Annotated in this window: 24 protein-coding genes and 1 pseudogene; 19 read left to right on the forward strand and 6 right to left on the reverse strand. The window is 50.9% G+C overall.

Annotated elements, in window-relative coordinates; genetic code table 11:
• Positions 1–64: 64 nt before the first annotated feature.
• The 3 genes from MUN80_RS13045 (at position 65) to MUN80_RS13050 (ending at position 2,039) form a co-directional block, all read left to right on the forward strand.
• On the forward strand, positions 65–838 hold the full coding sequence (locus MUN80_RS13045; RefSeq protein WP_244713428.1) for a hypothetical protein: 774 nt from the start codon (positions 65–67) through the stop codon (positions 836–838).
• A gap of 139 nt (positions 839–977) precedes the next feature.
• Positions 978–1,082 carry a hypothetical protein gene (locus MUN80_RS26200; RefSeq protein WP_375373986.1) on the forward strand — a complete coding sequence of 35 codons (105 nt, stop codon included), beginning with the start codon at positions 978–980 and terminating at the stop codon, positions 1,080–1,082.
• Positions 1,083–1,181: 99 nt separating this feature from the next.
• A complete protein-coding gene (locus MUN80_RS13050) occupies positions 1,182–2,039 on the forward strand; it encodes a hypothetical protein (protein ID WP_244713430.1) in 858 nt (285 codons plus the stop codon).
• Between the two features lie 5 nt (positions 2,040–2,044).
• Here MUN80_RS13050 and MUN80_RS13055 read toward each other — a convergent pair whose 3' ends face one another.
• Both MUN80_RS13055 and MUN80_RS13060 read right to left on the reverse strand, forming a co-directional pair.
• The gene (locus tag MUN80_RS13055) at positions 2,045–3,271 is read right to left on the reverse strand and encodes an McrC family protein (protein ID WP_244713432.1); all 1,227 of its coding nucleotides are present in this window, start codon (positions 3,269–3,271) and stop codon (positions 2,045–2,047) included.
• On the reverse strand, positions 3,268–5,670 hold the full coding sequence (locus tag MUN80_RS13060) for an McrB family protein (protein ID WP_244713434.1): 2,403 nt from the start codon (positions 5,668–5,670) through the stop codon (positions 3,268–3,270). Before MUN80_RS13060 ends, MUN80_RS13055 begins: the two co-directional genes overlap by 4 nt.
• A 676-nt stretch (positions 5,671–6,346) precedes the next feature.
• On the opposite strand from MUN80_RS13060, the gene MUN80_RS13065 reads away from it, so the two are divergent.
• The 6 genes from MUN80_RS13065 to MUN80_RS13090 all read left to right on the forward strand — a co-directional run bounded on the left by MUN80_RS13065 (position 6,347) and on the right by MUN80_RS13090 (position 11,975).
• Entirely contained in the window at positions 6,347–7,135 is a 789-nt protein-coding gene (locus MUN80_RS13065) for a phospholipase D-like domain-containing protein (protein ID WP_244713436.1), read from the forward strand.
• A gap of 456 nt (positions 7,136–7,591) precedes the next feature.
• Entirely contained in the window at positions 7,592–8,593 is a 1,002-nt protein-coding gene (locus MUN80_RS13070; protein WP_244713438.1) for an HNH endonuclease, read from the forward strand.
• Between the two features lie 289 nt (positions 8,594–8,882).
• Positions 8,883–9,317 carry a site-specific integrase gene (locus tag MUN80_RS13075; RefSeq protein ID WP_244713440.1) on the forward strand — a complete coding sequence of 145 codons (435 nt, stop codon included), beginning with the start codon at positions 8,883–8,885 and terminating at the stop codon, positions 9,315–9,317.
• A 90-nt stretch (positions 9,318–9,407) separates the two neighbouring features.
• Positions 9,408–9,782 (forward strand): tyrosine-type recombinase/integrase, encoded by a 375-nt coding sequence (locus MUN80_RS25995; RefSeq protein ID WP_262922077.1) that lies wholly within the window; start codon positions 9,408–9,410, stop codon positions 9,780–9,782.
• A 32-nt stretch (positions 9,783–9,814) separates the two neighbouring features.
• Positions 9,815–10,588 carry a hypothetical protein gene (locus tag MUN80_RS13085; RefSeq protein ID WP_244713442.1) on the forward strand — a complete coding sequence of 258 codons (774 nt, stop codon included), beginning with the start codon at positions 9,815–9,817 and terminating at the stop codon, positions 10,586–10,588.
• Between the two features lie 127 nt (positions 10,589–10,715).
• The gene (locus MUN80_RS13090; protein WP_244713444.1) at positions 10,716–11,975 is read left to right on the forward strand and encodes an AlbA family DNA-binding domain-containing protein; all 1,260 of its coding nucleotides are present in this window, start codon (positions 10,716–10,718) and stop codon (positions 11,973–11,975) included.
• 76 nt (positions 11,976–12,051) lie between these two features.
• On the opposite strand, the gene MUN80_RS13095 is transcribed toward MUN80_RS13090, so the two are convergent.
• Both MUN80_RS13095 and MUN80_RS13100 read right to left on the reverse strand, forming a co-directional pair.
• On the reverse strand, positions 12,052–12,243 hold the full coding sequence (locus tag MUN80_RS13095; RefSeq protein WP_244713446.1) for a hypothetical protein: 192 nt from the start codon (positions 12,241–12,243) through the stop codon (positions 12,052–12,054).
• Between the two features lie 267 nt (positions 12,244–12,510).
• On the reverse strand, positions 12,511–12,792 hold the full coding sequence (locus MUN80_RS13100; protein ID WP_244713448.1) for a hypothetical protein: 282 nt from the start codon (positions 12,790–12,792) through the stop codon (positions 12,511–12,513).
• Positions 12,793–13,380: 588 nt separating this feature from the next.
• Between MUN80_RS13100 and MUN80_RS13105 the strand changes: the two genes are divergently transcribed.
• From MUN80_RS13105 to MUN80_RS13120, 4 genes are read left to right on the forward strand one after another with little or no spacing between them, the layout of a single operon-like run.
• Positions 13,381–13,536: a hypothetical protein gene (locus MUN80_RS13105; protein WP_244713450.1), complete on the forward strand. Its 156-nt coding sequence runs from the start codon at positions 13,381–13,383 to the stop codon at positions 13,534–13,536.
• A gap of 54 nt (positions 13,537–13,590) precedes the next feature.
• The gene (locus MUN80_RS13110; RefSeq protein ID WP_244713452.1) at positions 13,591–13,851 is read left to right on the forward strand and encodes a hypothetical protein; all 261 of its coding nucleotides are present in this window, start codon (positions 13,591–13,593) and stop codon (positions 13,849–13,851) included.
• A 29-nt stretch (positions 13,852–13,880) separates the two neighbouring features.
• Positions 13,881–14,720: a hypothetical protein gene (locus MUN80_RS13115; RefSeq protein ID WP_244713454.1), complete on the forward strand. Its 840-nt coding sequence runs from the start codon at positions 13,881–13,883 to the stop codon at positions 14,718–14,720.
• A gap of 21 nt (positions 14,721–14,741) precedes the next feature.
• Entirely contained in the window at positions 14,742–15,380 is a 639-nt protein-coding gene (locus tag MUN80_RS13120; protein ID WP_244713456.1) for a hypothetical protein, read from the forward strand.
• Positions 15,381–15,891: 511 nt separating this feature from the next.
• Here MUN80_RS13120 and MUN80_RS13125 read toward each other — a convergent pair.
• Together MUN80_RS13125 and MUN80_RS13130 are read right to left on the reverse strand one after the other, a co-directional pair.
• Complete coding sequence (locus MUN80_RS13125; protein WP_244713458.1) at positions 15,892–16,800, reverse strand: hypothetical protein; 909 nt, start codon at positions 16,798–16,800, stop codon at positions 15,892–15,894.
• Entirely contained in the window at positions 16,712–17,728 is a 1,017-nt protein-coding gene (locus MUN80_RS13130) for a helix-turn-helix domain-containing protein (protein WP_244713460.1), read from the reverse strand. Before MUN80_RS13130 ends, MUN80_RS13125 begins: the two co-directional genes overlap by 89 nt.
• Before the next feature lie 913 nt (positions 17,729–18,641).
• Here MUN80_RS13130 and MUN80_RS13135 point away from each other — a divergent pair.
• From MUN80_RS13135 to purE, 6 genes and pseudogenes are all read left to right on the forward strand, one after another.
• A complete protein-coding gene (locus MUN80_RS13135; RefSeq protein WP_244713462.1) occupies positions 18,642–19,010 on the forward strand; it encodes a hypothetical protein in 369 nt (122 codons plus the stop codon).
• 150 nt (positions 19,011–19,160) lie between these two features.
• Positions 19,161–19,673, forward strand: a complete 513-nt coding sequence (locus MUN80_RS13140) for a hypothetical protein (protein WP_244713465.1) — start codon at positions 19,161–19,163, stop codon at positions 19,671–19,673.
• 1,120 nt (positions 19,674–20,793) lie between these two features.
• Positions 20,794–21,770 (forward strand): annotated as a pseudogene (locus tag MUN80_RS13145) (aspartate carbamoyltransferase catalytic subunit).
• Positions 21,771–21,847: 77 nt separating this feature from the next.
• On the forward strand, positions 21,848–22,117 hold the full coding sequence (locus MUN80_RS13155) for a hypothetical protein (protein WP_244713472.1): 270 nt from the start codon (positions 21,848–21,850) through the stop codon (positions 22,115–22,117).
• Entirely contained in the window at positions 22,090–23,124 is a 1,035-nt protein-coding gene (locus MUN80_RS13160) for a dihydroorotase (protein WP_244724889.1), read from the forward strand. Before MUN80_RS13155 ends, MUN80_RS13160 begins: the two co-directional genes overlap by 28 nt.
• 248 nt (positions 23,125–23,372) lie before the next feature.
• The gene (gene purE, locus MUN80_RS13165; protein ID WP_244713474.1) at positions 23,373–23,906 is read left to right on the forward strand and encodes a 5-(carboxyamino)imidazole ribonucleotide mutase; all 534 of its coding nucleotides are present in this window, start codon (positions 23,373–23,375) and stop codon (positions 23,904–23,906) included.
• Positions 23,907–23,983: the final 77 nt, after the last annotated feature.

The raw sequence follows: 23,983 nt of genomic DNA on the forward strand, positions 1-23,983 counted from the left end.
AAAAAGGCGTCAATTATCGTGATGCCGTAGCACAATGGGCTCATAAACTTAAAAAACTAAAACAATGGGATTTTTTGACTTTTTTAAAACAACGTCAGCACCATCTCTACAAAAACAAGATGATCGAGTTCAACCCTCTATAACAACTCCAATAGCGGTGCAGAAAGTCCCAGCCCCATCTATGACTCCTGTGCAAGAAATGGTTGCTACACTATTTTTTTCCGATACAATACAACAAGTTGAATATCAATTTAACTCGGGGAATGAAATAACTCCTGTTGATAAGTTTGATATGCCTTTCAGGCTTTTTAAGGTCAATGAAGGTACCATAAACCTTGAACTGATGCTTAATAGAAGATGGGGCGCTATCAGAAGAGAGGAGATAGGAATGGTGCAGAATATGACTACCTATTTTAAGCCCATTGGAATATACAAACGTGACCAAGCATCTGGCAAATTACATATAATTATACTGAACGAATTTGAACAAGTCTACCTGCAAATGACCAGAAATGGATTGATTAAGACTGAGAACGAAGTCGAGATGCTTTCACTTGAGGAAAATGCGGTAATAGCCACTTTCTCAATGGAGGCTGTTATAGAAGCAAGAGATAAAAAAGATAAGAAATTGACCATAAATGGGTTGAGCATGGAAATATTCATGACTGGTGATGGGGCTTACCCACAAATGTTCCTGGATGATAAGTACAGGGTTAATGGCCCGTTAGGTGCGTATTTTGCCAATGGCCCTTATACACTCAATCCAATGATGTCCGTCAAAGCGACTTTTGACGATCTGCTATCAAGAAACTTATTATCAGCTTATAAGGAACTGTAGGCCGAGGTAGTATAAGTAAAACGGACAGTGTAATGTCTTAACTTATGCTGCCCATGATTGAACAACTTAATCATAAGGGGTACGGCAGGCCGCGCGGCTTGCGTCGCTGCTACATGTCCAGGGGCACACACTGCAGCAAATTGCCCATGAATTGAATGAGGTGGGGTACCGGACGCGGCGGGGAAAAGAGTTTTTTTCCTATGACTGTGCAACGCCTGCTCCCGTTACTTTGCGACTGGTATAGTAACTTTATAAAGTAAAGCTAGATACGCAGTTGACATGATTGTACAAAGTGAGTTGAGGCATAACGTATTTATGTGAAGCCCCTTCACTCATTACCCTAATGGCATTTCCAATCATCGCCCGGTTAAGTTTCCAGATGGCCCCCCATTGTGGCGGTACGCTTTCTACAACACGGTCCTACTTGCGGCGCGCTGCCCGGCGGCTTGCTAATGCCTTACCCAGCGGTGAAAAAGCATTAGCCTTGACAACTTGCGGCGGATTTTATTACTTCCCCTGGCCCGAAGACTTCACATGGTCCAATAATTTCTCCCCCACTCCAGCCGACCTACGTGCACTAGAAGCGTCCGCCGAACACCAGTTATGGCAGTTGCTCACCCCCTCTCTCCTCATGGAGTTGGCCGCAGTCACAGACTTCTTTTCCTTTGGTGCCGACAGCTGGTTAGCCCATCCGTCCACAACGCGTGAAGCGAAATACAGATGTGAGTTGGTAGGGCTACTCAACCTAAAAACCCTGCAAGTGCATTGGACAGGTAAATACTACCCTACTGGTAACTACCAAATGCGGCACCTTTATCGTTACTCTATCATCGATTCGCATTTTGTCTTCCTCAATCGCCGCCGCACCATGCTGTTAGGCTGCCACGACCTCAACCTGTTTAGTCCGCGAGGTATGGCTTCAGAAGCGGAAGGTGGTGTCAGAGCAAAGTTGCGAGCAGAATTCCTGGACTGTGCCAGCGCATTCGCGCCTACCATTGTCCTACATCATCCGCACACGACCGATTCACCTCGCATCTGGCTCGGGGCCATCCATCAGCTACAGCACCAGCTGCCTAGTGTTTCACGATTCATCAGTGGCATTAACGTCTACAACGATGGTAATCCACCCCGTGGCCAATGGGGAGATATCCTGAAATCTACCACCTTTGGTCCATCAGTTATCGAAGTCAAATTAGCTTGATTGCATTACAGCTTCTCAATCAAAGCTAGTAGATCTGTGCCACAGTTGGTATTAAGCGAACCATCTGGCTTAATAATATTTAAAAAGCAGCAGTGGCCTTCTAAGTGCGTGGTGGGCAACCATTGACTGGCGCCGTAAGTGGCCCGACGGCCTTCCCTCTGTCCATCCGAGTTTGGATACAAGAGCATGGCGTGTTTCGCGCCCCATAGGTGGCAGTACGCGTACAGCTGCTGCAAATCGGAAGCAGCAGGGCGTTCATTATCGGGAACCTTCCACTTGGTATCTAGAATGAACACACCGTTTGGTTCCGCAAGCTTTATAATGAGGTCGGGGCGAACGGTCAGATCATCCCAAAACACCGCTCGGTTTTGCACCTGCACCGTTGTACTGCTGTCCGCTGCAACGGCGGACCGAAGCTGCTGGGCGACGTACTGTTCAAATAGACGATTCATGTCGAAAAGTAGAGCTGCGGCTTGCGTCTCCCCTTTTGCTAGGTCAGGGCTTAAGTGGCGCAAGAGCAGTAAGGCTAGGTCCAATGCCGGCCCGTAGCGTTCCATTTGGCGGGACAACACGGGGCGCGAGGCGGGCACTGCTATTGGGGGCACCTCCGGCCAATGTAGCAACAAGGCTTGCGCGCGGCAAACCAGGCCTGGGCCTTGTGCTACTTTCACAGCAAGGCCAAGGGCCATGCGCAAGAAGCTGTGGAGGTGATGCTCCTGGTCGTATTCCTGGTGACGCGTGTAGAAATGCTCCTGATGAACCAAGTTATGCTTGAGCTGTTGGGCAAACAGCAGTTGCCCTTTGAGGGCAAGGCCGTTGCTTGTTTTGGCGCGGTAACGTTTCGACAAGCCGTGGCGGAGCAGTATGTCACACTGCTCGATGAACAAGCGAATGTAAAGCTCCAGCAATGCCAGCGGTCGTTCCGCCAAAGCGGCAACAGTCGGGGCTGCGACGGGCAACTGCCCGCTGCGACGCAGCATTTCGAGCAACGCCCTCCGCCAGCGCTTTTCATTCGGCGCGGCTCGGTCAGTCTTTGGCAGAATCTCTAGTAGTAGCCCAGGTAATTGGATCACGCCCACATATGAGGTAAATCGGACGCCCCGGTCGAGCATTGTGAACCAGCTGTTACCATGCCGCTCGTTAAGGCGAGCCAGCTCCTGAAAATGGCGTAGTTGAAACTCCCCCTGGCCAACCCGAAGAATGGAGTACTCAAAACAAGTGAGCGTACTCATTCTGCGGAAGCTCCGGGATCGGTCGCGCTGGTGCTTGTTCTAACAGAAGGAGCGTGGTTCACTACATAAAGCCCCTGAAAGCTTTTAACAGTCCACTGGCCAGGGTCAGTAATGCGGTAACGTATGGGACGTTCGTCGTACTCGTCAACCGGGTCGAGCAAACTGACTTTTAACGTTAGCTTTTCAACAAACGCTTTCCCTAGTATTTGCCGTATTCGGGCCCAATTGCCGTAAAAATACTCTTGCAGCTGCGGAATGATTTTATGATGGAAAGCATCTCGCAGCTCCTCCAACGAATTCACCCCCATCAACCAGGCATGCCCAAGGCAATGGTCCCGACTCGACAAATACTCAATTCTCTCGTTCAGCGCCGTTAGTAAAGGGCCTAGTTCCACTCCTGCAACTGCCTTTAGCAAATTGGGCTTTGGAGGCATTTCGCTAAAAGAAAACCGCCGCCGCAGTGCCGTATCAAGTGCTTCGATGCTTCGGTCAGCGGTGTTCATCGTGCCCAACAAATAGAGGTTGGGGGGGACTTGAAAGCTGGCTTTGGAATACGGCAGCTTCAAGTTCATCGCGTTTAATTGGCCACCCCGCTTGTCGTCTTCCAGCAGCGTAATTAATTCGCCAAAAATATTGGACACATTGCCCCGGTTAATTTCATCAATGATGAGTACAAAACGCGGAGCATCAGCTAAGATTTCCGCTGCTACCTGCGCATAGTCCAGTTTATTAGCCGCTAGTTTAGCGGCGGCTGGGTCGGCCACCAACCCCTGCAACAAATTAGGCCAAGCGGACTTGTTGCTGATTTCTATCGGAGAGGCGACCGGGGCTACCTGTCCCTCAAATTCCTTGAAGGCGTTGAACACCGCCCAGTAAGCGGAGGTATTTGCACCCTTTATCGTCGCCGTAATGTCATTGGTAACATTTTGTATTTCGGCCACCGTTTTGAATTTGTCATACAGCTTGCGCAGCCGAAAGCCACTGACAGTAAACGGCTCTTCCTTCTGACCTTTTTTATGTCGCACCCACAGGTTGCCTTTCGGTGAAAAGCCGTCAAAGACAATCGCCGTATCCGATTTGGTTTTAAAAACAACCTCTTCCCCTTTCAGCAGCTTGTCTTCTAGGGTAGCTACGAATTGGGTATAAACTGAAGTGAAATCGAGTGGGGTGGCCAACGCGGTACTGCTGAGCCCTTGCTGTTGGTGCCATAAATTGATGGCGGCAGCACCTCGCTCACTGAGGGTGCGAAACACCCCCGGCTCGATGCGGTAACTCAACGCTTCTGCCTCCTCGTCGTCATCGTCCGTGGCAAGGGTCGGCTTTATGCCCTCTACAAAGTCCTCGTAGCTGAAAGACTGGTGGAACGTCACAAATTCTACTTGGCCGCGCAGTCGGTACGTCTGGAGCAGGGCTTGCAACGCCTCACGGTTTGCATAATATTCCGCCTCTACTTCACTTACTTTCCGGCCTTCAATGATCGCCACGGCCCATGCGGCAGTGGCGTAGGTCTTCCCAGTACCAGGAGGTCCGAAAAGAATTTGGTTGCTCGGAAATTTTTGCAAGGGTACAGTGCTAAGTGGATCCGGCTCAGCCGGAGGGAAATGTGTGTTAAGGACTGCTAGTAGTTCGGGGTGTTGTGCTTCGTAAGCTTGGCGAATGCGGGTCCAATGCTTTGTGCGCCCAAAAGCGGCAGCCACTAGAAACGTGTTGGCATTCATTTCGGCCGCATGGGGTATCCACCATTTTACAGGGCATGTCAATTCAGTAGCAGGAAGGCCGGCCGCAGTGGAATCAGAGGAGGGAGCAACCACGCCGAGGCCAAGGGCTTGATTATAGCGAGTCGTTGCCACTAGCACGTCTCCGGGGCGAAGTTGGCCAAATGCCAGGCGAGCCGACTCCGATACAATAGCTGGCAAATAGGCGTTTCCAAACTCTTGAAATTTCGGCCACCATGTTCCGTCCGGGCCAGGGTGCACGAAATAAATGGCGGGCGGGCGGGCAGGTACAGTAGGCAGCGCAAAAATCCTTCGAATCTGCGCTTCTCCCGCCCGTATTTGCGCGATGGTACTCTGATACCGAGTTTGGACTTCGTACGGCTTTATGGGTGCGTCCCATTCAATAAGTAACCTTTGGCCATTGCCCTCATTTTCCCGAACGGTGCCCAAGGCAATCACTTGGATATACGCCCTTGACTCACCTTTCTTGCGTGACCCACGCGTAAAATAGTTTTTCAGGGCAACCCGTGCCCCAACGGGCACCCGCCGTACTAGTGCTTCGACTGTCTTGTTGTGGTCATGGTCCCAAAGTCCATGCTCAACAAATCGTTTTTGCTGCTCAATGCCTTCACCCTGTTTGTAGCCAAGCACATAGTAAGCAGGAGCCACAAGATTATTATTCATTTAAATGCGGCGGTAAGTGCTATGTGCACCAGTTGGATTGAGGTTCGTTGTCCGTGATAACAGCCCATTAGGCGCAATCCCAAAGCTAGCACTTTCCGAGTTTCAAACTCTCTTAAACGAATCGCTGCCTCTGCTGGCAAACGTTTATAAAAGACCGCAAAAGCCCACTTCTATCTACATACACGAGAGGTTACTGCTCTTATTAGCCCGGTTTAGTGTAAATAGTCTAATAGTAGCGGCATTATTGGTAGATCAAAAATGGTTGCCAACGGCCTTTTGCTACTCCTTTAAGATAGGAAGTGCTCCACTCAGCATCATTCATGACCACTGCCTAGCTCCGGTCAGCGTTATTCTTTATTATCACAATAACTAGAACTTTTGTTCTTAATCTAATTTTGACCCCTGTAGCACAACATTGAATTAACAGGCCATAATCAGAACAAAATACGGCATTACACGCAAGATAAAAGTACAGCGTCGAAACTAAAAATTTGGAGGAATTCAGACCGGACGGTGAGTATATAAGTGCGGCAGAACTTATATACTCACCGTCCGAGGGCCAATATTTCGATGAGGCGCTATCGCTGCTCTACCTTTACATTCAGCTTGTTGGAAATTGTAGGGAATAGGTTATCTACATTTCCAGACCTTCTCCATTTCGTTATTACACAACCACATGGGTACTATTGCCACTTTCTCCGACATCCAACAGCACTTGGAAAAGTGCATTGCTGAAACGACTGAAAGAATTCATATTGCTGTAGCGTGGTTCACGAATAGAGAACTGCTAGGTTTGCTTACAGATAAAGCCGCTAAGGGAGTTGCCGTCGAAATTATCATAAGCGATGACGTTATTAACCAGCGGCTGGTTATCCAAGATTTTATCCGCGCTGGTGGCCAAATGACCATCTGCCTGAGCACCGGCTCACGTTTTCTCCACGAGAAATTCGCCGTATTTGACGATCGAAAAGTAGTACTAGGCTCCTATAACTGGACCTACGCGGCTGAGCGCCACAACCACGAGTCGATCATTGTCTCTAACGACCCAAACCTAATCAAACAGTACCAGATCCGCTTCCGTCACTTAGCCACAATAGCTTCATCTACCCCACCAGCGGTATGGAACTCTGTGACGTCAGGTTCTGCAGTAACTGCAGAAGGCGAACTACAGCAATTGGAGCTAGACCTGCAACGGGAGTTCCAACATACACTCGCGGAAGCAAAACGGCTACATGTCTTTATGAACTACGACTTCATTCAACGGTATCTTGAACGGTATGGGGCTATTGGTGCTGCTAAACGCCTCGTTTCCACTGGTCCGGATAATGTTCAAGCGGGTTTCCGCAAGCTCTGTGAGGCAAACCGAAAGGACCTCACCTTCGAAAACATCATGAGTCAAGAAAAATACCAGCCCCTATTCAATGAAGATATGCGCGAACGAGCTAAGAAGCGTTTACGCAGCTAAGACAATGCCATCAAGTGAAATAAGGGGCCCGCGTGAGGAAGACCAAGCGGGTGAAGTTTTTGCAACGCTCTGCCAATACGAAGCTCCATTCTATCTGAAACAGTCAACGCTCACCTCATTTCTAAACTGAACTGGCGAGCAGAGAAAGCTCAGGAAGCAGAAGAACTTATTAATCGAATCAAGAACGGGGACCGCCGGCCCAAAGGATCCACACCATCGAAGTCCGGTCACGACGCTTGGCGAGAGGAGTGTAACCGAAAGGCTGCTACCTCATCTACTCCGCTAACCACTCCACCCGCCGAGCTTTGAAGATTAGAAATGACTAATTTGAGCTGGAGATTAGGTAAGTGTGAAAGGTAGTTAGCGTCAATGGCAAGACATATAGATCTAACCTACCGGACCAAACATAATCGCTACGCTTCAACCTTATCCTAACCTTTTGAATTTGCCTAAATTATGAATTGCTACTTCTGTGGAGTAGAACTCACCGCCGCTAACAACAGCCCAGAGCACATTATTCAGAAGGCTATTGGGGGTGCCATCGTTGGATGGGAACTGCTTTGCAGGTCATGCAACAGCGGTCCCGCAAGTCGTATAGATAAGGATTTCGTCCGCTTTACATCCTACTTGTATAGAATGGTTTTACAGGCGAAACCTACATCTAGAGTTAGTGACAGCCTAATGGGAATCACTGAATCTGGTGAGGAAGTTAGGTTCGGACCCGATATGGTAATGGACACAAAGGTGGAGATAGCACTACCCGATGGACAGAAGCTTGCCTTTACAGCACCACCTGATGAAGCTGAAAAGAAGGCTTTCAAAAGGCTTAGTCAGTTTCAAGGCAAATTTTCTCAGTTAGATCCCAAGAGGATGATTGCCAATGCTCAAAGAGGCAAAATCAAGTTAGACGAGTTGATATACTTCACAAACCATAACGCCAAACAAAGCAAAGTAGGAGGCCCAGAGTTTTTCAGGGGCATTAAGAAGATTGCGGTTAACTTTTATCTTAGTAAAAAACACCCTCAATCTTACATACAAGATATTATCAATCAGGTGAAAGAGGGAAAACCTGCACGTCGTGTGATATCCACCTTTCATTACCCTATGTCTCATACTATACATGAGTTGGGCGAAAAGGAAATTTCACACGTGATGAAGTTAGTAGGCGACCCAGACTTAGGAGTACTTTACTTCTACATAGAGCTTTTCAATACCAGTCACTCACTGATTCTCCTTGACAGATACTATTATGGCCCTGCAATTGACGAGCAGTACTGTTATGATGTGTTAATTGGTGTTGAAATAGAGAAGCCTATAAGGCTGCTCTTCGAGAACCGTTTACTAATGTTGAGGTCATTCGACCACGAGTGGAATACTAACCCTCAAGCAGAAGCCGCTTATAGACGTACCCGCAAAGTTTTGGAAGATTCCCTAAGAGTAAAGGGTCTTATCGTTTAAGGCGACTTCTCACGAATCCCCGCCACCGGTTGAGGTTTTCCTACAAATTTTACAGATTCCCATCTCATCCTTTCCAACTGCTTTTTGGTCTTAATGCATAAGACAGTAATCGGGGGTGGCACGCGCGGGGGGATACTTCGCTGTTTCAGATCAGTTCACTTGGCCAGCGATTGGCTGCCCTCATCTTTACTTCCTAGAGAATGGAACATCTTCCCAGTACAACGAAAGAAACCCGGGCCGTCGGGCAGGCACGCCACCTGAATGACTACGCCGAGAAGGCTGGCGCTACGTGACCGCAGGCCTGGAGGATGCCGACAATACTAAGGAAGCCTATGCCGGCGACTGGCGCCGCTTCACTACTTGGTGCACCGAGTATAGCTGCCAGTCGTTGCCCGCAGACGTGCCGACCTTAGTGGGGTTTGTTACCCACCTGACCGAGTTGGGCCGTAAGACTGCGACCATCCGTCGGCATGTGGCTTCGATTGCCAAAGCCCACCGTCTGGCCGGGCAGCCGGTCCCCAGCGCGGACGAAAAGTTTAAGGTGTTCATGGAGGGAGTTACCCGCGTGAAAGACGTCCGCCAGCGCCAGGTCCCGGCCTTCAAGCTGGAGCATTTCAAGCGGGCCGTCCAGGAAATCGACACCAGCCGGCCGGCCTGCGGTACCAGGCCTTGCTGCTGCTGGGCTTCAGCGGAGCCTTCCGCCGCGACGAGCTGGCCAGTGTGAACATCGAGCACTTGCAGCAGGACGAAGAAGGCTTGCTCATCGACCTGCCGCGCAGCAAAACCAACCAGAAGGGCGAGAACGAGGAAAAGGCTGTGTTCTACTCCCCGGACCGCCGCACCTGTCTGGTGCGAGCCGTCATCGAATGGGTCAGCTACCTGCAGGCGCAGGGCCGCAGTACGGGGCCAAAGCACGGGGCCACTATTTCTGTCCTTTCGCCGCGGCCAGCACCTGAGCAAGCGTCGGCTCAATACCGACGCCATCAACCTGATTGTGCAGCAGTACCTGGGCAAGCAGTATACCTCGCACTCGCTGCGGGCCTCCTTCGTGACCATTGCTAAACTCAAAGGCATCGATGACAGCAAGATCATGAATCAGACCAAGCACAAAACCACGGCCATGATTCGCCGCTACATGCGTATTGATAGCGTCCGGCAACATAATGCCGCCCAGGAAATCGGGTTGTAAACCACCCTGCCAACACTTTAGAACCAACTGGTATGACAGAACAAGAAATTGCTGATTTTCGCTACCATAGGACCAAAGAACTACTAGAGCGCTATTTCGAAATCATACAAGGCTATCTGCCTGCTATGAATGGAGTTACGGTTGGGGGCCGGCGAGAGCTTATGGCTTTCAACCTGCTGGAGCGACTTTTTTACAATGCGAAGGCCGCTCTGTTCCTGTATGACGAGTATGGCGTAAGCCATAATATGGCCGTTCCTCTAAGCCAACTATTCCGGGCCATTGTCTATGATGTGACGATTTCCTATTGGCTTTTTGCAGAAGGCCAGTTTGACGCTCACTTACTGGAGTTCAACGCTGATTATATTAACAAGAATGGGCGTAGAATTAGAGAAATGCAGGGTGAGGACCACGTGCGTACTGTAACTTACGAAGGGTGGAATCAGGTGGCCCCCGAAAACTTTACTCGTAGCGAGGCCGGTTTACAGCCCGTGCAGGTTCGCACTCAAACCTTTGAAACGATTAGCCGCGAGCTGCGGGACGAGCGGCCGGAGCCGCTGTTCCGCGAGCTGTACCTTCTTTATCCCCTGCTTTCTCAACAGGCGCACGTTTCCGCCTTTAGCAAAGAGATAATTTACAGGCGGGCCGATCCAATGATTGGCGTTTTCTACGCTTGTTGCAGAGGCTTACTGGCAGGTTCCGCTATGCTGCTGACGATTGTCAACCAAGGCGACTGGCGTTCTGTCGAACAAGCCCTATTGCAGCTATTAGCAACGGTAACACCTACTCAGCCTGAACAGCCAGAGTAAAGCATCTCTGCAGCAACAGAGGGTGCAGCCCCTTCGGCCACTCAGGTCGAAAATTAAGCGTAACGTATTGATCCGCCCAGGAGGAAAGTAACGTAGAAATCAAGCTTATAACATTCTAGAATCCCCCATGAGTATTAAGGAGATAATCTTACATTCGGGAGAAAGTGTCTATGTAGATTTCAAACAAACCGCCTATAAACCGGAGATTTTTTTCGACTTCATTAAGGATGTAATGGCAATGGCTAATGCGCCGGTTGAGGAAGATAGATTTCTCATTGTAGGCGTAAAACACTACGTCAATAATGACCGCGACATCATTGGCTTAACGCCGGATGATCTGCTGGATGATGCTGTTTACCATAAGCTACTGCATGATCATATTGAGCCCCCCATTCCATTCGAGTGCTCCTATGTTATGGTAGGGGAGAAAATGGTAGGTGTATTCAGAATATATAATACCCAGCCACCTTACATGATGCGCAAGGATTTTGAGCGCGGTAAACAGAAGTTGCTGATAGGAGACTCTTTCATCCGAGTTGGTACCACGACGGCCCGGGTCAGGCGGGCCGATATTGACCAGATGTTTGCCCGCCGCCTGGCAGCAGACCCGTTTGCAGGTAAGATCGACGTGCAATTAGAAGTGGATGGTCAACTACTCACTACTGCGCGCACTTGCTCAGTGGGGGATTTTCCTTCTGAAGCGGCCCGTCAGAAGATAACTCATATACTGGAGGAAAAGCGGGAAAAGCTGCAGCAACAGCAGGCCGCTGAGGCCTTGCGAAAGCAGCAGGCATCGGAGAATTGGAGCACTCATGCTATTTCACAAGCCTTGCAGCAAATGCAATTCCCCAAAGGGGTTGACTTGTCAGGTATGAGTATCATAGGGTCAAACGGGCCATCCAGGTACGAGGACCGAAGCATCGAGCAGCTGGAAGAGAACCTGCAGCATGTGAAAGAAACCTACCGAGAAGAGGACCTGTACGCCAAATTCGAGGAGAAAGCCCACAAGCTCAATTTCATTGTGCTGAATAACAGCGAGCAGTACGTAGAAGATTGTTCCCTCACGATTACGCTTCAGCACGGTGCCGGCGTGGACATTGCCACGAAAATCATCCAGCGGCCGCAACCACCGTCCGCCTTTGGTTACACCCCGCCGCGCCCTATGCCAATGGGGTATCCTTTCGTGGAGCAGCAGGCCGATCAGTACCTGATCCGGGATAGTATCAAAAGCTTGAAACATGGAATTGATAACCGGGCATTCCAGGAGCCGTTGCGGGTTTTTGTACCCCCGCAGGCCTCCGGCCAGCAGCTGCGTTTCCAACTGACGCTGACGGCTAAAAACCTGCGTAAACCAGTAGTCAACGAGGTGCTTCTTACCATTCTATAGCTCTCTGGTATACTAGCTATGAATATGGTCCTCAGGGCTTTCTCTTTACCAACGGTATTGGCCTTGCCTAGGCTGGCTAATCGTAGTTGTCAAACTCGATTTCTTCATCTTGATTTTGGTTGGGATACATATCCTTTAGGATTGAATCAGGAGTTTCCTCATCGCTTAGATCATCGCCATCATTGACAGCCCGGTGGCGTTCTTGGTCCTCGTGTTTTTGCTGTTTATCAAGATAATTGTAGTAGGCTTCTTGGCGGTCAGGATTCATGGGGGTAGTCATACAGTTGATAAATTTCTGGTGAGTGAATGGGTTTTGTTTTGCATAGATAGTGAATTTAACTTTTTGGAAACAAGTTTTAACTTGTTAAAAAAGAGGATTTTAGCTCTGCACCGTTTTAGCTGCCATATACCCTAAATACTAATAAAGAGTGGGTCGGATAAAAATTGAAGCTGGGGTTGCTGGAGCTGCGGAAATACCTGCAGCTCCAAGTGCTGCACTTGCAGGGCCAGCAACTAGACGTGACGTAGGCGAAGGCTATACCCGTACAATGCCCCCTAGCCGTAAGTACGGATTCTGCTGAATCTGGCGGCAGCCGTCAAGGATGTTTTCTACTTCCGCTTCGTACTCGGTGCCGGCAACAGGGAGGCTGTGGGCCGCCTGTGACACCTCCAACGCCTTCGCAATTACGCGCTGTTCCTGGGCGGCGTGGTTGTCATGCGTTCGGGAGCGTTTGGAAGGTAAACCGAGTTGCGTTTCCGCCACTTGGTTGTAGTGGCGGTGCAGGGTCAGGACTTTAGAATGTAGTGTATCGCTCATGGTTGAAAAGGAAGAAATTGGTTGTTGAAAAAAGACGGGTATTCGCCTTTCAATTCCAAATCAGGCACCAAAAAAGAATCGAGGCGGCCCTTTAAAACACGCAAAAACCACATTTATGGCTTATAAATGCAGTTTTTTCTTTGTGTCTTAGAAGTGGCGCACGGTATCTACCCCGCAAATGTCGCTTACCTATGAACAGCGCAACCCCAGAGGCTAGGGGCCTTTGGGGTGTTAAGAAGTGGGTGCAGTAACACCTTAACTTCTTCTGACAAGATGGAAAAGGAACGTGCTGAAATGGATTTTAATTTCGCGCTTAACCACCGCATACCCCAGGGGCTTTAAGCTGGGCGACAATTACCTCGAACTTGGCATCCGGTCGCGCCTGGTAGTCCGCTTCTGTGATTTCCCGTGCCGAATCAGGTACCACTTTCCACCCAGTACGATGTACTTCATGCGCTACGTGAGCGGCCGCCCCGGCTTCATCGAAAGCATCAAGAACAACCAATTGAGTAGCGCGGGGCGCCTTAGTTGTTTGTAGCTGCACTTCAAAGTAGGCGAGCCGGGTTTTGGCTTCGCATGTGAAGTTGTGTGGCTGTTGAACCCCGACACGTCTGGAAAGACCGGCTAAAGGGCACCAGCCTGGGCGTGTGGACCAAGGCCTACAACACCAGTACCGGCGAAACGGAAGGCACCCGCGGCCCCGAGTACCCCGAGTTCAAAGGCTACTACTCCAACTTCTACTGATTCACCCCGCAGACCACCGGCCGGCCCCTCACGATAGTCTGCGACCAGGAAGACGTGTACCTGCGCCTGTTCACGCCGCGCTTCTCGGCCACCCCCTACAACACGGCCCCGGCCTTCCCTGGCGGCCAGCTCTCCTTCCTACACGGCATCTCGGCCATCGGCACCAAGTTACAGAAAGCCGAGAACATGGGTCCGATGGGCAAAACCAACATGTACTACGACTACGGCAAAGACCCCTCGTACGCCAAGGAAATGACCCTGCACTTCGACTTCTCTGGCCAACAGGCGCCGGTCGGGGCAGTTGGGCAGCTGTAGAGTGTAGTCTATTGCTTTTAACTTCTATCTTGCATTCCAAAGTACACCAAAAACCCAGCTCTATTATGCCAGATTTTAAGACCGAAAAAAGAAAGACATTTGATAATGAATATGTAAAGGTTTATTTGAAGAATAAAACACAGTTTGCGAATGTTAAGACTCTTTTGTCAGAATTGCAGTCCGTGAGAAGAGTTAATATTACAGAGAATAGCGAGACTGATTTAACGGTGTACCCCTCTAAGATATACTCAGCTGATGAGGCTATACAGGAGATAGAAGTTTCGCTAGAAGCTTTTTTTAGTGGAAGTCCTATTGATCCTGTAATTGAGAACAAAGGATTATCAAGTATTAGTGAAAAAGCATACTTTGAAATTATCGATAAAATATCAAATTTTGGGCAGAGCTTAGAGAAATATAAAGATTTGTACGATAAATTTGATGAAGAAGGATTTCGAAATTTCTTTTTGCCTTATTTGAATTCTATATCAACTCGTCATACAGCTACGGGTGAAACATTTAATAAGATAGGGAAAACTGATATATTGATTCAGGATGAAAACGGCTTAAATGTTTTTATCGCTGAATGCAAGCTTTGGAAGGGTGAAGGAGAGGCTGAAAAGGCAATAGATCAGCTATTAAGTAGATATGTTACTTGGCGTGATGAAAAAATTGCTATCATGTTTTTTAATAAAACAGTAAAAAAATTCGGCGACATAATTGATAAAGCAATAGCTGCGTTCAAGCTGCACAAGAATTTCAAGTCTTACGTTGGTTCAAGAAATTCAACATCACACTCTTTTATTTTCGCAAACCCAGATGATCCCGGTAAGAATATTAATATTGAATTGATTATGTTTAATTGTATTTGATGTGTACTATGATATCGTATTATGCTTGATCTTGAAAAAAAGTTTGAAATAGGTTCTCTTAGGTGGGTAGGTCAGACTTACAACAGTTTTTTTCCTGACAAGACTGTAATAGCGGGAAAAAGCTTGGAATCTATTAGTGAAGCTATTGGTATGCCATGTTATAAACTAGGTCGTATTAGCCAGAATAATGTATTTGTTGCACATGATAGTTTGGATATTTTCTATGTTTATGTCAATCCTAGTTATAGCGCATATAGGAGAGCGTTTGCGAAAGTTGTAGGCTCAGTTGCTGCTGGATATCACGTGGATCATGTTCTTTCAAAGAATTTGGCAATTCATTTTGGCTATAATTATGTTCTTTTATGTATGATTCCTGGACGAGTAAATAAAAGGCATGGGTATTATGAAAAAATAAAGATTAATCTTATTGAAGATGTGCCTGATGTTTGTTATCCGGATGATAGGATATATCACAAAATACTTTCAAGAAATCCTACAGCTAGAAATAAAAGGGAAGATTTGCTTAATGGATATGCGCCTGAAAATATTATAAAGTATGGATTGACACTAAAGCAAAAGGGCCTTTGGAATGTAGCTTTTGGATTTGATGTTGCAGATATGTTTAGTATAGTCAGAAAAACCTCGGTGATTAATGTGTAATGCCATTTCTATGTATTTGTCTATTGTTGGGATTGTTGGTAGCTCTTGCCTCATAACCCCCACCATGCCTAAATCCTAAAGCTTTCTGCTAACACAACCCCGCGGCCCCGGCCGGCACATCGGCCGGCTTCCCCTCGCTTGGACCGGCGTGGGGGCCGCCGGGACCGGCCTGCCCCATGACCCTGCGTATTATACTTTCTTCGCTTCTCACTGCCCTGCTGCTCACTGCCTTCCGCGCCGCGCCGCCTTGCGCCTGAGCTGGGAGCGACCCCGCCCGCGGCCTGGAGCAAACCGCCTACCAGGTGCTGGTGGCCTCCACTCCCGAAAAGCTGGCCGCCAACGAAGGCGACCTGTAGAACTCAGGCCAGGTCACATTGATGTAGCAAAGCAGAAGCTGACGAAATAGCAATAGGCTTTTTAATAATGCGAAAAGCCTATTGCTATTTAGAGTAGGGCTTTTTTGCCATTTACAGAGCTGCTACATAGTAATATTGGGATTAAGCTTGAGATGCTAGGAGCGCATGTCCGGGCTGCTGGAAGGAAAATATACCGGGTTGAAAAGCTCGCGCATGCGGCTACGGACACGGTTGCCGTAGCACTGATCGAGGCTGAGCGAAACCGAACCGTCTGTTTGCGGCGCATCGGTCGCGGGCAAGTTGGTAGTCAAATGCGTCATAGTGCCCTCTAAGCGTCCGCACTGGAATTCATCGTAGCGGGAGAGCAGTACGTCCGACAATGCATTAACTTCATTGCCGTAGTGCTTCACCGGCATGGGCTCCGTACCCAGATCGTCGAAGCAAACCCCGGTGCTGCCGGCCGATAGATACGGGTTCAAGCCATCCGTCCCTTGGTCTGTGAAGCGCTTGGCCACCTGGCGGGCTGCCAACATCCCGAAAGACTGGCGTGGGTTGCGCATGAACAGGCGCATGAGGGAGGTTTTGCCGCAGCCGACAGGGCCGAACAGCAACAACCCTTTTTCCAGGGAGTAGGAGAGACCCAACTCCTGGCCCTTGACTTCGAAGCGCTGGTCGTTGGTGAAGTACAGGCACAACAGTTCGAAGACGGCCTTGGTGTCAGCGGTCAGCTGGAAACCTGGGATAGTATCGTGCGCCTCCTGGAGCTTGATGCGGTACAGGTTTTCGGCGGTGATGACTGGAGGAGGGGGCGGATTGTGGAGATTCCAGCGGTAGAGCTGCATGCGCAGCTGCTGCCATTTCTCGACCCGATACTTGGCCAACACGGCTGCTTGTTCTTCAACGGAAAGAACAATGTCATCCGGCGAAGCAGGCACGATGGGCGGACCATCCGGAGTGGCAATGCGCAGGGGAGGGTTAAAGCTGGCCATAGGAGACGTTGACAGGGGCATGGAGACGTTGCTGAGCAGCGGCGAGGCGGCGAGAATATTGTGCAGTGTTTGCATGGGGATTGGTAAGCCAGAGGCTGTATTTGCGTTTTGTTTCGGGATAGGTTAGCCCCTGAGTGCCGTTCTTGATAGCGGCATGCAGAAGAGCCAAGCTGAATTCTTCGTTGTATTCGGCCAACTCATCGACCTGCATCTGGAAAGATTCCACAGTCAATGGGCGGCCCCGTTTCTGGCGGAAGGTGACCCAAGAAGTGAACACATCGCGGAGCTGCTGAGTCGCCCCGGCAGGGAACTGCAGGCTAGCCAGCAATGCCAGTGCAGCTTGCTGGGAAGGCTTGGGCGACAGCAGTGGGGAAGAAGGAGGGGCGGCCGCAACAGGGGAGGATGAAGGGGCTGACGTCAGGTCTTTAGCTGAGGCAGATTCTTCCCCTATTCCCAATTTTTTTTGAGGCGCAGCCCGAGCTGCGCTACCCCCGATAGGGGTTTGATTGGAATTTACTTTGGTATTTATCCTGGTATTTATGTCGGCAGATTTCGCAGGGACTCCTTGCGGATTCTGCAGGGACTCGTTGCGGAATTCGCAGGCACTTTCCGCAGAATCTGCCGGCTCAGCAGCCTCTTGTTCCTGCGGATTCCGCAGGGACTTTTCCTGTGCCGAAGCTGGGCTAGGGTTGGGGAGTTTAGGAATCAGCAGGCGCTTCTGGCGGGCTTTCGGGTCGAAGCTCCGGGTAAGCAGGTCGTAGCTGTTCAGCTGCTTGATAGCGTCGCCGACAGTACGAATACCAATGCCCAGGCGCAGTGCGAAGTGCTCGTCGCTGGCGAAGACTTTGCCGCTGACTTTATAGAGGTCCAGTACTTCAGCCAAGATGAGCTTGGCGGTGAGCGTAATGTCCGGAAGGGCCAGGACTTCTGCCGGAACGATCAGGGCGCGGGATTTACGCGCCGCTTGGGCCGAGGCCGAGGTAGGAGAGGAGGGCGTCTTCATTAGGCGAGGTCCTCCTGCTGATCGGTAGAAATTGAGCCCAGCTCAACCTGGCGGCTAAAGGCCGCAATAGCTTCTATATCCTGGCGCCAATAGTTCGATATTTGACTAGTTGGGCCCACGTGTATTGGTTAAAAAGCCTCTCCAAGCCTCTTGGGGAGGCTTTTTTAGTTTTGTAGGTAAAACATAGGTAAAACAACTGTCAATTACAGTAATAGCTGCACCAATACATCTTTGTCAATGGTCTGAAAAGGTTTTACTCCCTGCAGTTTCACAGAAAAGCCCTTCACGTTGCCGGGAAGGGCTTTTTTTGTTTATTGCCAACAGTTCGAGGCAAAAAGCACAAAAAGGGAGTAGGGTAGGGGCTTGCATGTTTGTGCTAGAACCAAGCGTAGTACTTTTATCACTTCTTGCAATACAGTATCACGGCCGACTGCGACCAACTGAAAAGGATGGTTGATTAAATATCGTTCGGTCACATAGGACGCGGCCTTCTCGGGACCCATCGGGCCACTGATGCGATGGTCCAGCTCCATGGTCTAGGGCTCATCGTCGAAGCCTGGCGTAATTTCGATGGCGGTATGAACAGGAGTCTGCTCGACTACACGGGCGGCTAGAATGACTTTAGTGTTTGTCTCCATTGACTTAAGGTACTATAGTGAATGATGTCAACACAAGAAACTCCCGATTGGGCCTCAGCAAATAATTATAGTGTACCCTGCGGCGACGTGCCCGAAATGCGGGTTTAAGTTTCCTGATCAATATTCATTTGCCTTACAAGCGACTGCCGATGCCACAATGACAATACGGAATCTTGGCATAGAGGCAGACTGTCTGCGATGTGGTCAAGCATTTCAGATTGAGTTAGGAGGGCTTGTCTACAATGAGGGAATAGCAACAGTGCTTGCTGGTACTGATGGTATCACCCCCTAGTGTATTGCAAAGCCTAAAGGCTCTTGCCCAGCAAGCTTTAATAAACCCAGAGGCCCTTCAGAATTTCACTGCTGCAGCAAATAGCATTCAATCTTCTTTGGGAGATAAACTGGAGGAGTACTTAAAAGGAAAACAATACACTCTCGCCTTTTTGGCCGTGTTAATCAGCGTGATTTCCCTTATGGTGTCAGGAAATGGAGAAGACGGTTCTACAGTTATAAATAACAATTATTCTACAGTGATCAATCAGCCTATAATCGCTCCTGTTACTCAGCAGCACATCGAAAAGAAGAAGCCGGAGAGTGCAAAAAGCATTACAATCAACAAAAAGAAAAAAGGCCGAAAACGATAATCATCGGCTCAAGTAAGCATAGAGGAACATGCCGAGCACGCCGGCCCATTCGTCGCGGTTTTGGCGGGGAGTTAGCATAGGACAAGAAACGCAAAAGCGCTGACAACCTAGCAGGACTTTACTTACCTTGGAGCTCCCTATTTTTTCCGCATGAAAGCACTCTCTCTGACGCTCCTTCTAGCTGTCACATTCTTAGGTCAGGCCTGCAAAAAGCAGGCAGAGGAACCCAAACCGGCCACACCTATTTACGATGTAGAGATTACCTTGAAACAGCAATCGGTAGTCGGATCAGGCACTACAGGCTGGGTAGAATTGCGAGGAACACTAATGCGTGAGATATATAGTGGTAGGACTAACATTGAGTACACATGGGACAAAATGTTTTTCTCTGCTGGCACCACTACCGAAACTGTTAAACACAGGTTTTTTGGTAACCGCCAGCTGCTTTACTTTTGCCTCTACATTCCCGGAGTCAATCTTAACAACTTTGTGAAGCCTGGACCGACTGACTGGATGGAAGCAGAACTACGAAGCAACGGTGTGTTTTTGGGTCGGCTCCGAATAGACGCGTCCACGTTTGCTTCTCCCGCTAATTTCTGGCTAGCCCCGCCGTATACTATTTCCGATCGGCTCGTTCAAGAAATTTCGATTCCTTCTCTGTAAGTAGCTCGCGTTCGAGCATAAAAAGCCTTGGCCATCCCGTCAGGGCTTTTTATGTTGGGAGGTCATCCAACTTGATGTACACTGCATAATCCTCTAAGCACGTTCGACTGGTGAACGTGCGCGTCCTGAGCAGTTCGTTGGTGTCGGGGTCGTAGTACACCTCAGCGAAGAACATGCCCATGTGAGAGAGGTTCACAGCCTCCTCTTCCTCCCAGCGCGTGGACAGGAAGTTTCCTTCGTCTCAGATGGTAGCCCCTGCTCAGGGAAGGCATAGTGGGAGAGGAGTTTGCAGGTGGTTTCTATAGCTGCTCGTTGGGTGCGTAATTGGCACCTTGGAAAAGGTAGAGTCTACGCCCGGAAAAGGTAAGTGCTTGTGGATGGGAACAAAGGAAAGATGTGGCCCTAAACTGTCCAGCCTATTTAGACCACCTCAACCCCTATTATGTGCCGACCGAAAATGGAGCAGCCCTGAAACTACTCGGTAGTTCTTAGGCTGCTCGCCACCCGAGAGTGGCGGCCCGCCAGCTGATGCGCCTGGAATAAAGAGCTAAAGTTAGGATGGAGTGTGGGTGCAAAGCAATTCGTTACGCGAGCCATAATTATTTTTTGATGGCGAAAGGAATGGCAAAAGCGCGTCGTTTAGCCCGTTAGGTCGAAAATAGAATTGAGGAAAGCGGTGCGAAAAAAAAATTACTATTACCAATGAATGGCCGGGCGTAACAATGCCGTAGTTTTGCATCATGCTTCAACCAAAAAACTTGTTGATGAAGCGTGGGGCCCTGCTCGGCAGGGAACCGCGAGTGGACCGGCAGGTCTTCGCTACCATCGGTTCTCCCGATTTTGCCTCTGGTTCTGATATTTCCGTTGTTTTTTCTGGGTGTTGCCTCTCCACCGTTTCGGATTCCGAAACGGTTTTTTTATGTCCCTTGAGTTCGTTGGCTGCTGTCCCGCAGCCCCTGCATGCCTCCCACGGATACCAATATTCTCGCCGCCAACCGTGGCGGTTGCTACCAGCGCCTCGGCCGAAGGCGGTAGTCGATTTCTTCGTCATGGGTAGTGGCAGATAAGACTTCACATTGTCCGTTTTAGCTAGACAACTTCACTTTTCCTCAACTCCGGTATGGCACGTAAAGACCTGCTTGACATCGCATCCCTTCACCGTGAGGAAATCGAGTTCCTACTCGACCAATCCACGTCGTTTAAGAAATTGTTCACCCACTCGGTGAAAAAAATCCCGGCCCTGGAGGGCAAGTCCGTGCTCATGCTCTTCTATGAGGCCAGCACCCGGACGCACTCTTCCTTCGAGGTTGCGGCCAAACGCCTCTCGGCGGAGGTCACCAATTTCGACGTCGCCCACTCCTCCATCACCAAGGGCGAGTCGGTGCGCGAGACAATTGAGACGCTCCAGGCGATGCGCACCGACTACATCGTCGTTCGCCACAGTCATCCCGGCCTGCCCGGCATGATTGCCCGCCAAACTACGGCGTCGGTTATCAATGCCGGCGACGGGGCGCATGAGCATCCCACCCAGGCCCTGCTGGACGCCTTCACCATCAAGGAAAAATTCCCCGACCCCCGAGGCAAAAAAGTCCTCATCATCGGGGATATTCTCCATTCCCGCGTGGCGCGCTCCACCAGTACTCTACTTCAAAAGCTGGGCGTTGAAGTCGCTTACCTGGGCCCGGGGTCACTGGTGCCCAAGTATGTCCCGGAAAGTATCCCCCGCTTCACCGATTACGAGGCGGCCATGGCCTGGGCGCCTGATGTGGTGTATCTGCTCCGCGTGCAGATGGAGCGCCAGGATGTGCAGTTTTTCCCCAGCGTCCGCGAATACCACCGGGTCTACGGCATTACCACCGCCCGGCTGGCCGAAATCCGCGACCGGGGCCTCTACATCATGCACCCCGGCCCGTGAACCGCGGGGTGGAGCTGTGCGACGCCGTCATGGACTATGAGCGCAGCCTGATCACCAACCAGGTCGAAAACGGCATCTCTATTCGCATGGCCGTACTCGACTGGCTCACGCCGGGCGGAGAATTTCCGAAACAGGAATCGTATGCCGCGCAGCAGGCTAGTTCGAAGTTAGTTATGCCCTAGCTGCCGGCCGCGCGGCTTACCCCATTCTTCAATTTACATCTCTCACAACCCTTGCGGTTACCAGCAATTATCACTTCATGCTTCTCCTTCAAAACGCCCGCATTGCCTCCGAAAATTCACCTGTGCTTCTCGAGAGCGATGTTCTGATTGTGGAAGGAAAAATTCAGGATATCGGCAAAAGCCTAGCCGTTCCCGAGGGGGCCCGCGTCATCGACGCGCGGGGCCGGGTGCTTATGCCGGGCATGTTTGATGCCCACGTCCATTTCCGTGCCCCGGCTTTGAAAACAAGGAAACCATCACTACGGGCAGCGAGGCGGCTATTAATGGCGGCGTTACCGGTGTGGTGATGATGCCGAACACCCGCCCGGCCCTCGACTCGGCCAGCTCGGTAGCCAGTGTGCTGGAAAATGCCAAGCACCGGTCCCGCATTCCGGTGTACACCTCCGGCTGCGTCACTAAGAACCGCGAGGGCAAGGAACTGGCAGAAATTGAGGGCATGCGTGAGCTCGGGGTGAAAATGCTTACCGACGACGGCGATACCACTAGCGACCCGGCCGTGCTGCTGCGGGCTATGCAGTATGCCACCGAGTTCGGGATGTTTTTCGCCAGCCACTGCGAGGTGCCGGAGCTGGCCGGGCCGCGTGCCCTGAACGAAGGAGTGATGAGCTATCGGCTCGGCATCAAAGGCTCGCCGGCGTGCGCGGAGGAAATTATTATCGACCGCGACATCCGCCTGGCCCACGCAGCGGGCGCGCACGTGCACATCCAGCACGTGTCCAGCAAGCTCGGCATGGAAACCATTCGTTGGTGGAAATCCCGCGGCGATGTGAAGGTGACGGCCGAAGTGGCTCCGCACCACCTGCTATTCACCGACGAGCACATCGGCGACTACGACACGAACTACAAGATGAACCCACCGCTGCGCACGCAGGCCGATTGTGATGCCCTGCTCCAAGGGCTCATCGAAGGGGTCTTCGACCTGATTGCTACCGACCATGCGCCACATACGCCGTTCGAAAAAGCCCAGGATTTCATCAGTGCGCCTAATGGCATCACCGGCCTGGATACAGCTCTGGTGTCGCTCCATCACTTCTTCGTAGAGCCTGGAAAATTCGGGTGGGACCTGGTGGTAAAGCGCTACTCGGCGGAGCCCCGCCGCCTGATGGGCTTGCCGGTACCCACCATCGAAGTTGGCCAACAAGCCGAATGCGTCTTGTTCGATACCGAAGCGGAAACGACCTTCACGCGGGAGTTCATGAAATCCAAATCCCAGAACACGCCCTTCATCGACCAGACGTTGAAAGGCCGGGTAGACTTGGTGATTTTGGGTTCGGAAATCCTGCTGGAGCGCTAACCGTTCGTTGTGCTGAGACCTGTTTTTCCGGCTTGACCCCAAATTTCGCCGTGCCGCTTGTGTTGCAGCAGTAGATTTGTGGCCGCGGGAAGGGGTTTCTAACCAGATACCCTTTCCCGTTTTTTCAACAGCGGGGCAATGCGCAGCCCAACCGCCAGCGGTCCGGATGCGGGTTTTGGCCGCGACCAGGCTCAAACCACATTTTTTCGACTGCCTGGGGATGTCCAGCCCCCTTTACCAGACCCACTATGAGTACCCTTCTCCCATCCGACACCCCCAGCCTTAGCACCGACCCGGGCAAGCCACTGATCGGCGTGGTCATGGGTTCCAGCAGCGACTGGGATACCATGCAGCATGCCGTGCAGATTCTCACGCACTTTGGCGTGGCCCACGAAGCGCGCGTGGTGTCGGCCCACCGCATGCCCGACGACTTGTTTGCCTATGCCGAGCAAGCCGGCCCACGCGGCTTGCAGGCCATCATTGCCGGTGCTGGTGGGGCCGCTCACTTACCAGGTATGCTGGCCGCCAAAACCACCGTGCCCGTGCTGGGGGTGCCCGTGGCCAGTCGCCACTTACAGGGGGTTGACTCGCTGCACAGCATCGTGCAAATGCCCAAAGGGGTGCCCGTGGCCACGTTTGCCATTGGCACTGCCGGGGCCGCTAATGCCGCGCTGTTCGCCGTCAGCCTGCTGGCCCTGCACGACCCGGGCCTAGCGGCCAAGCTGCAGGCGTTCCGCGCCGAACAAACGGAAGCCGCTCGCGCCATGACGCTACCCGTATGAACACCGATAGTCATATTGCAGCCATGACCCCGATTCTCCCGGGCAGTGTGGACGCCACTGGCCAGCGGGCCACCCTG

It is taken from the genome of Hymenobacter cellulosivorans (assembly GCF_022919135.1).
GTDB classification, from domain to species: Bacteria; Bacteroidota; Bacteroidia; order Cytophagales; family Hymenobacteraceae; genus Hymenobacter; species Hymenobacter cellulosivorans.

Excerpts from the sequence above, each read along its gene's own strand:
- MUN80_RS13045 (WP_244713428.1), top strand. The coding sequence starts at position 65 with ATGGGATTTTTTGACTTTTTTAAAACAACGTCAGCACCATCTCTACAA.
- MUN80_RS13050 (WP_244713430.1), top strand. The coding sequence starts at position 1,182 with ATGGCATTTCCAATCATCGCCCGGTTAAGTTTCCAGATGGCCCCCCAT.
- MUN80_RS13055 (WP_244713432.1), bottom strand. The coding sequence starts at position 3,271 with ATGAGTACGCTCACTTGTTTTGAGTACTCCATTCTTCGGGTTGGCCAG.
- MUN80_RS13060 (WP_244713434.1), bottom strand. The coding sequence starts at position 5,670 with ATGAATAATAATCTTGTGGCTCCTGCTTACTATGTGCTTGGCTACAAA.
- MUN80_RS13065 (WP_244713436.1), top strand. The coding sequence starts at position 6,347 with ATGGGTACTATTGCCACTTTCTCCGACATCCAACAGCACTTGGAAAAG.
- MUN80_RS13070 (WP_244713438.1), top strand. The coding sequence starts at position 7,592 with ATGAATTGCTACTTCTGTGGAGTAGAACTCACCGCCGCTAACAACAGC.
- MUN80_RS13085 (WP_244713442.1), top strand. The coding sequence starts at position 9,815 with ATGACAGAACAAGAAATTGCTGATTTTCGCTACCATAGGACCAAAGAA.
- MUN80_RS13090 (WP_244713444.1), top strand. The coding sequence starts at position 10,716 with ATGAGTATTAAGGAGATAATCTTACATTCGGGAGAAAGTGTCTATGTA.
- MUN80_RS13095 (WP_244713446.1), bottom strand. The coding sequence starts at position 12,243 with ATGAATCCTGACCGCCAAGAAGCCTACTACAATTATCTTGATAAACAG.
- MUN80_RS13100 (WP_244713448.1), bottom strand. The coding sequence starts at position 12,792 with ATGAGCGATACACTACATTCTAAAGTCCTGACCCTGCACCGCCACTAC.
- MUN80_RS13120 (WP_244713456.1), top strand. The coding sequence starts at position 14,742 with ATGCTTGATCTTGAAAAAAAGTTTGAAATAGGTTCTCTTAGGTGGGTA.
- MUN80_RS13125 (WP_244713458.1), bottom strand. The coding sequence starts at position 16,800 with ATGCAAACACTGCACAATATTCTCGCCGCCTCGCCGCTGCTCAGCAAC.
- MUN80_RS13130 (WP_244713460.1), bottom strand. The coding sequence starts at position 17,728 with ATGAAGACGCCCTCCTCTCCTACCTCGGCCTCGGCCCAAGCGGCGCGT.
- MUN80_RS13135 (WP_244713462.1), top strand. The coding sequence starts at position 18,642 with ATGGTATCACCCCCTAGTGTATTGCAAAGCCTAAAGGCTCTTGCCCAG.
- MUN80_RS13140 (WP_244713465.1), top strand. The coding sequence starts at position 19,161 with ATGAAAGCACTCTCTCTGACGCTCCTTCTAGCTGTCACATTCTTAGGT.
- MUN80_RS13155 (WP_244713472.1), top strand. The coding sequence starts at position 21,848 with ATGCTTCTCCTTCAAAACGCCCGCATTGCCTCCGAAAATTCACCTGTG.
- purE (WP_244713474.1), top strand. The coding sequence starts at position 23,373 with ATGAGTACCCTTCTCCCATCCGACACCCCCAGCCTTAGCACCGACCCG.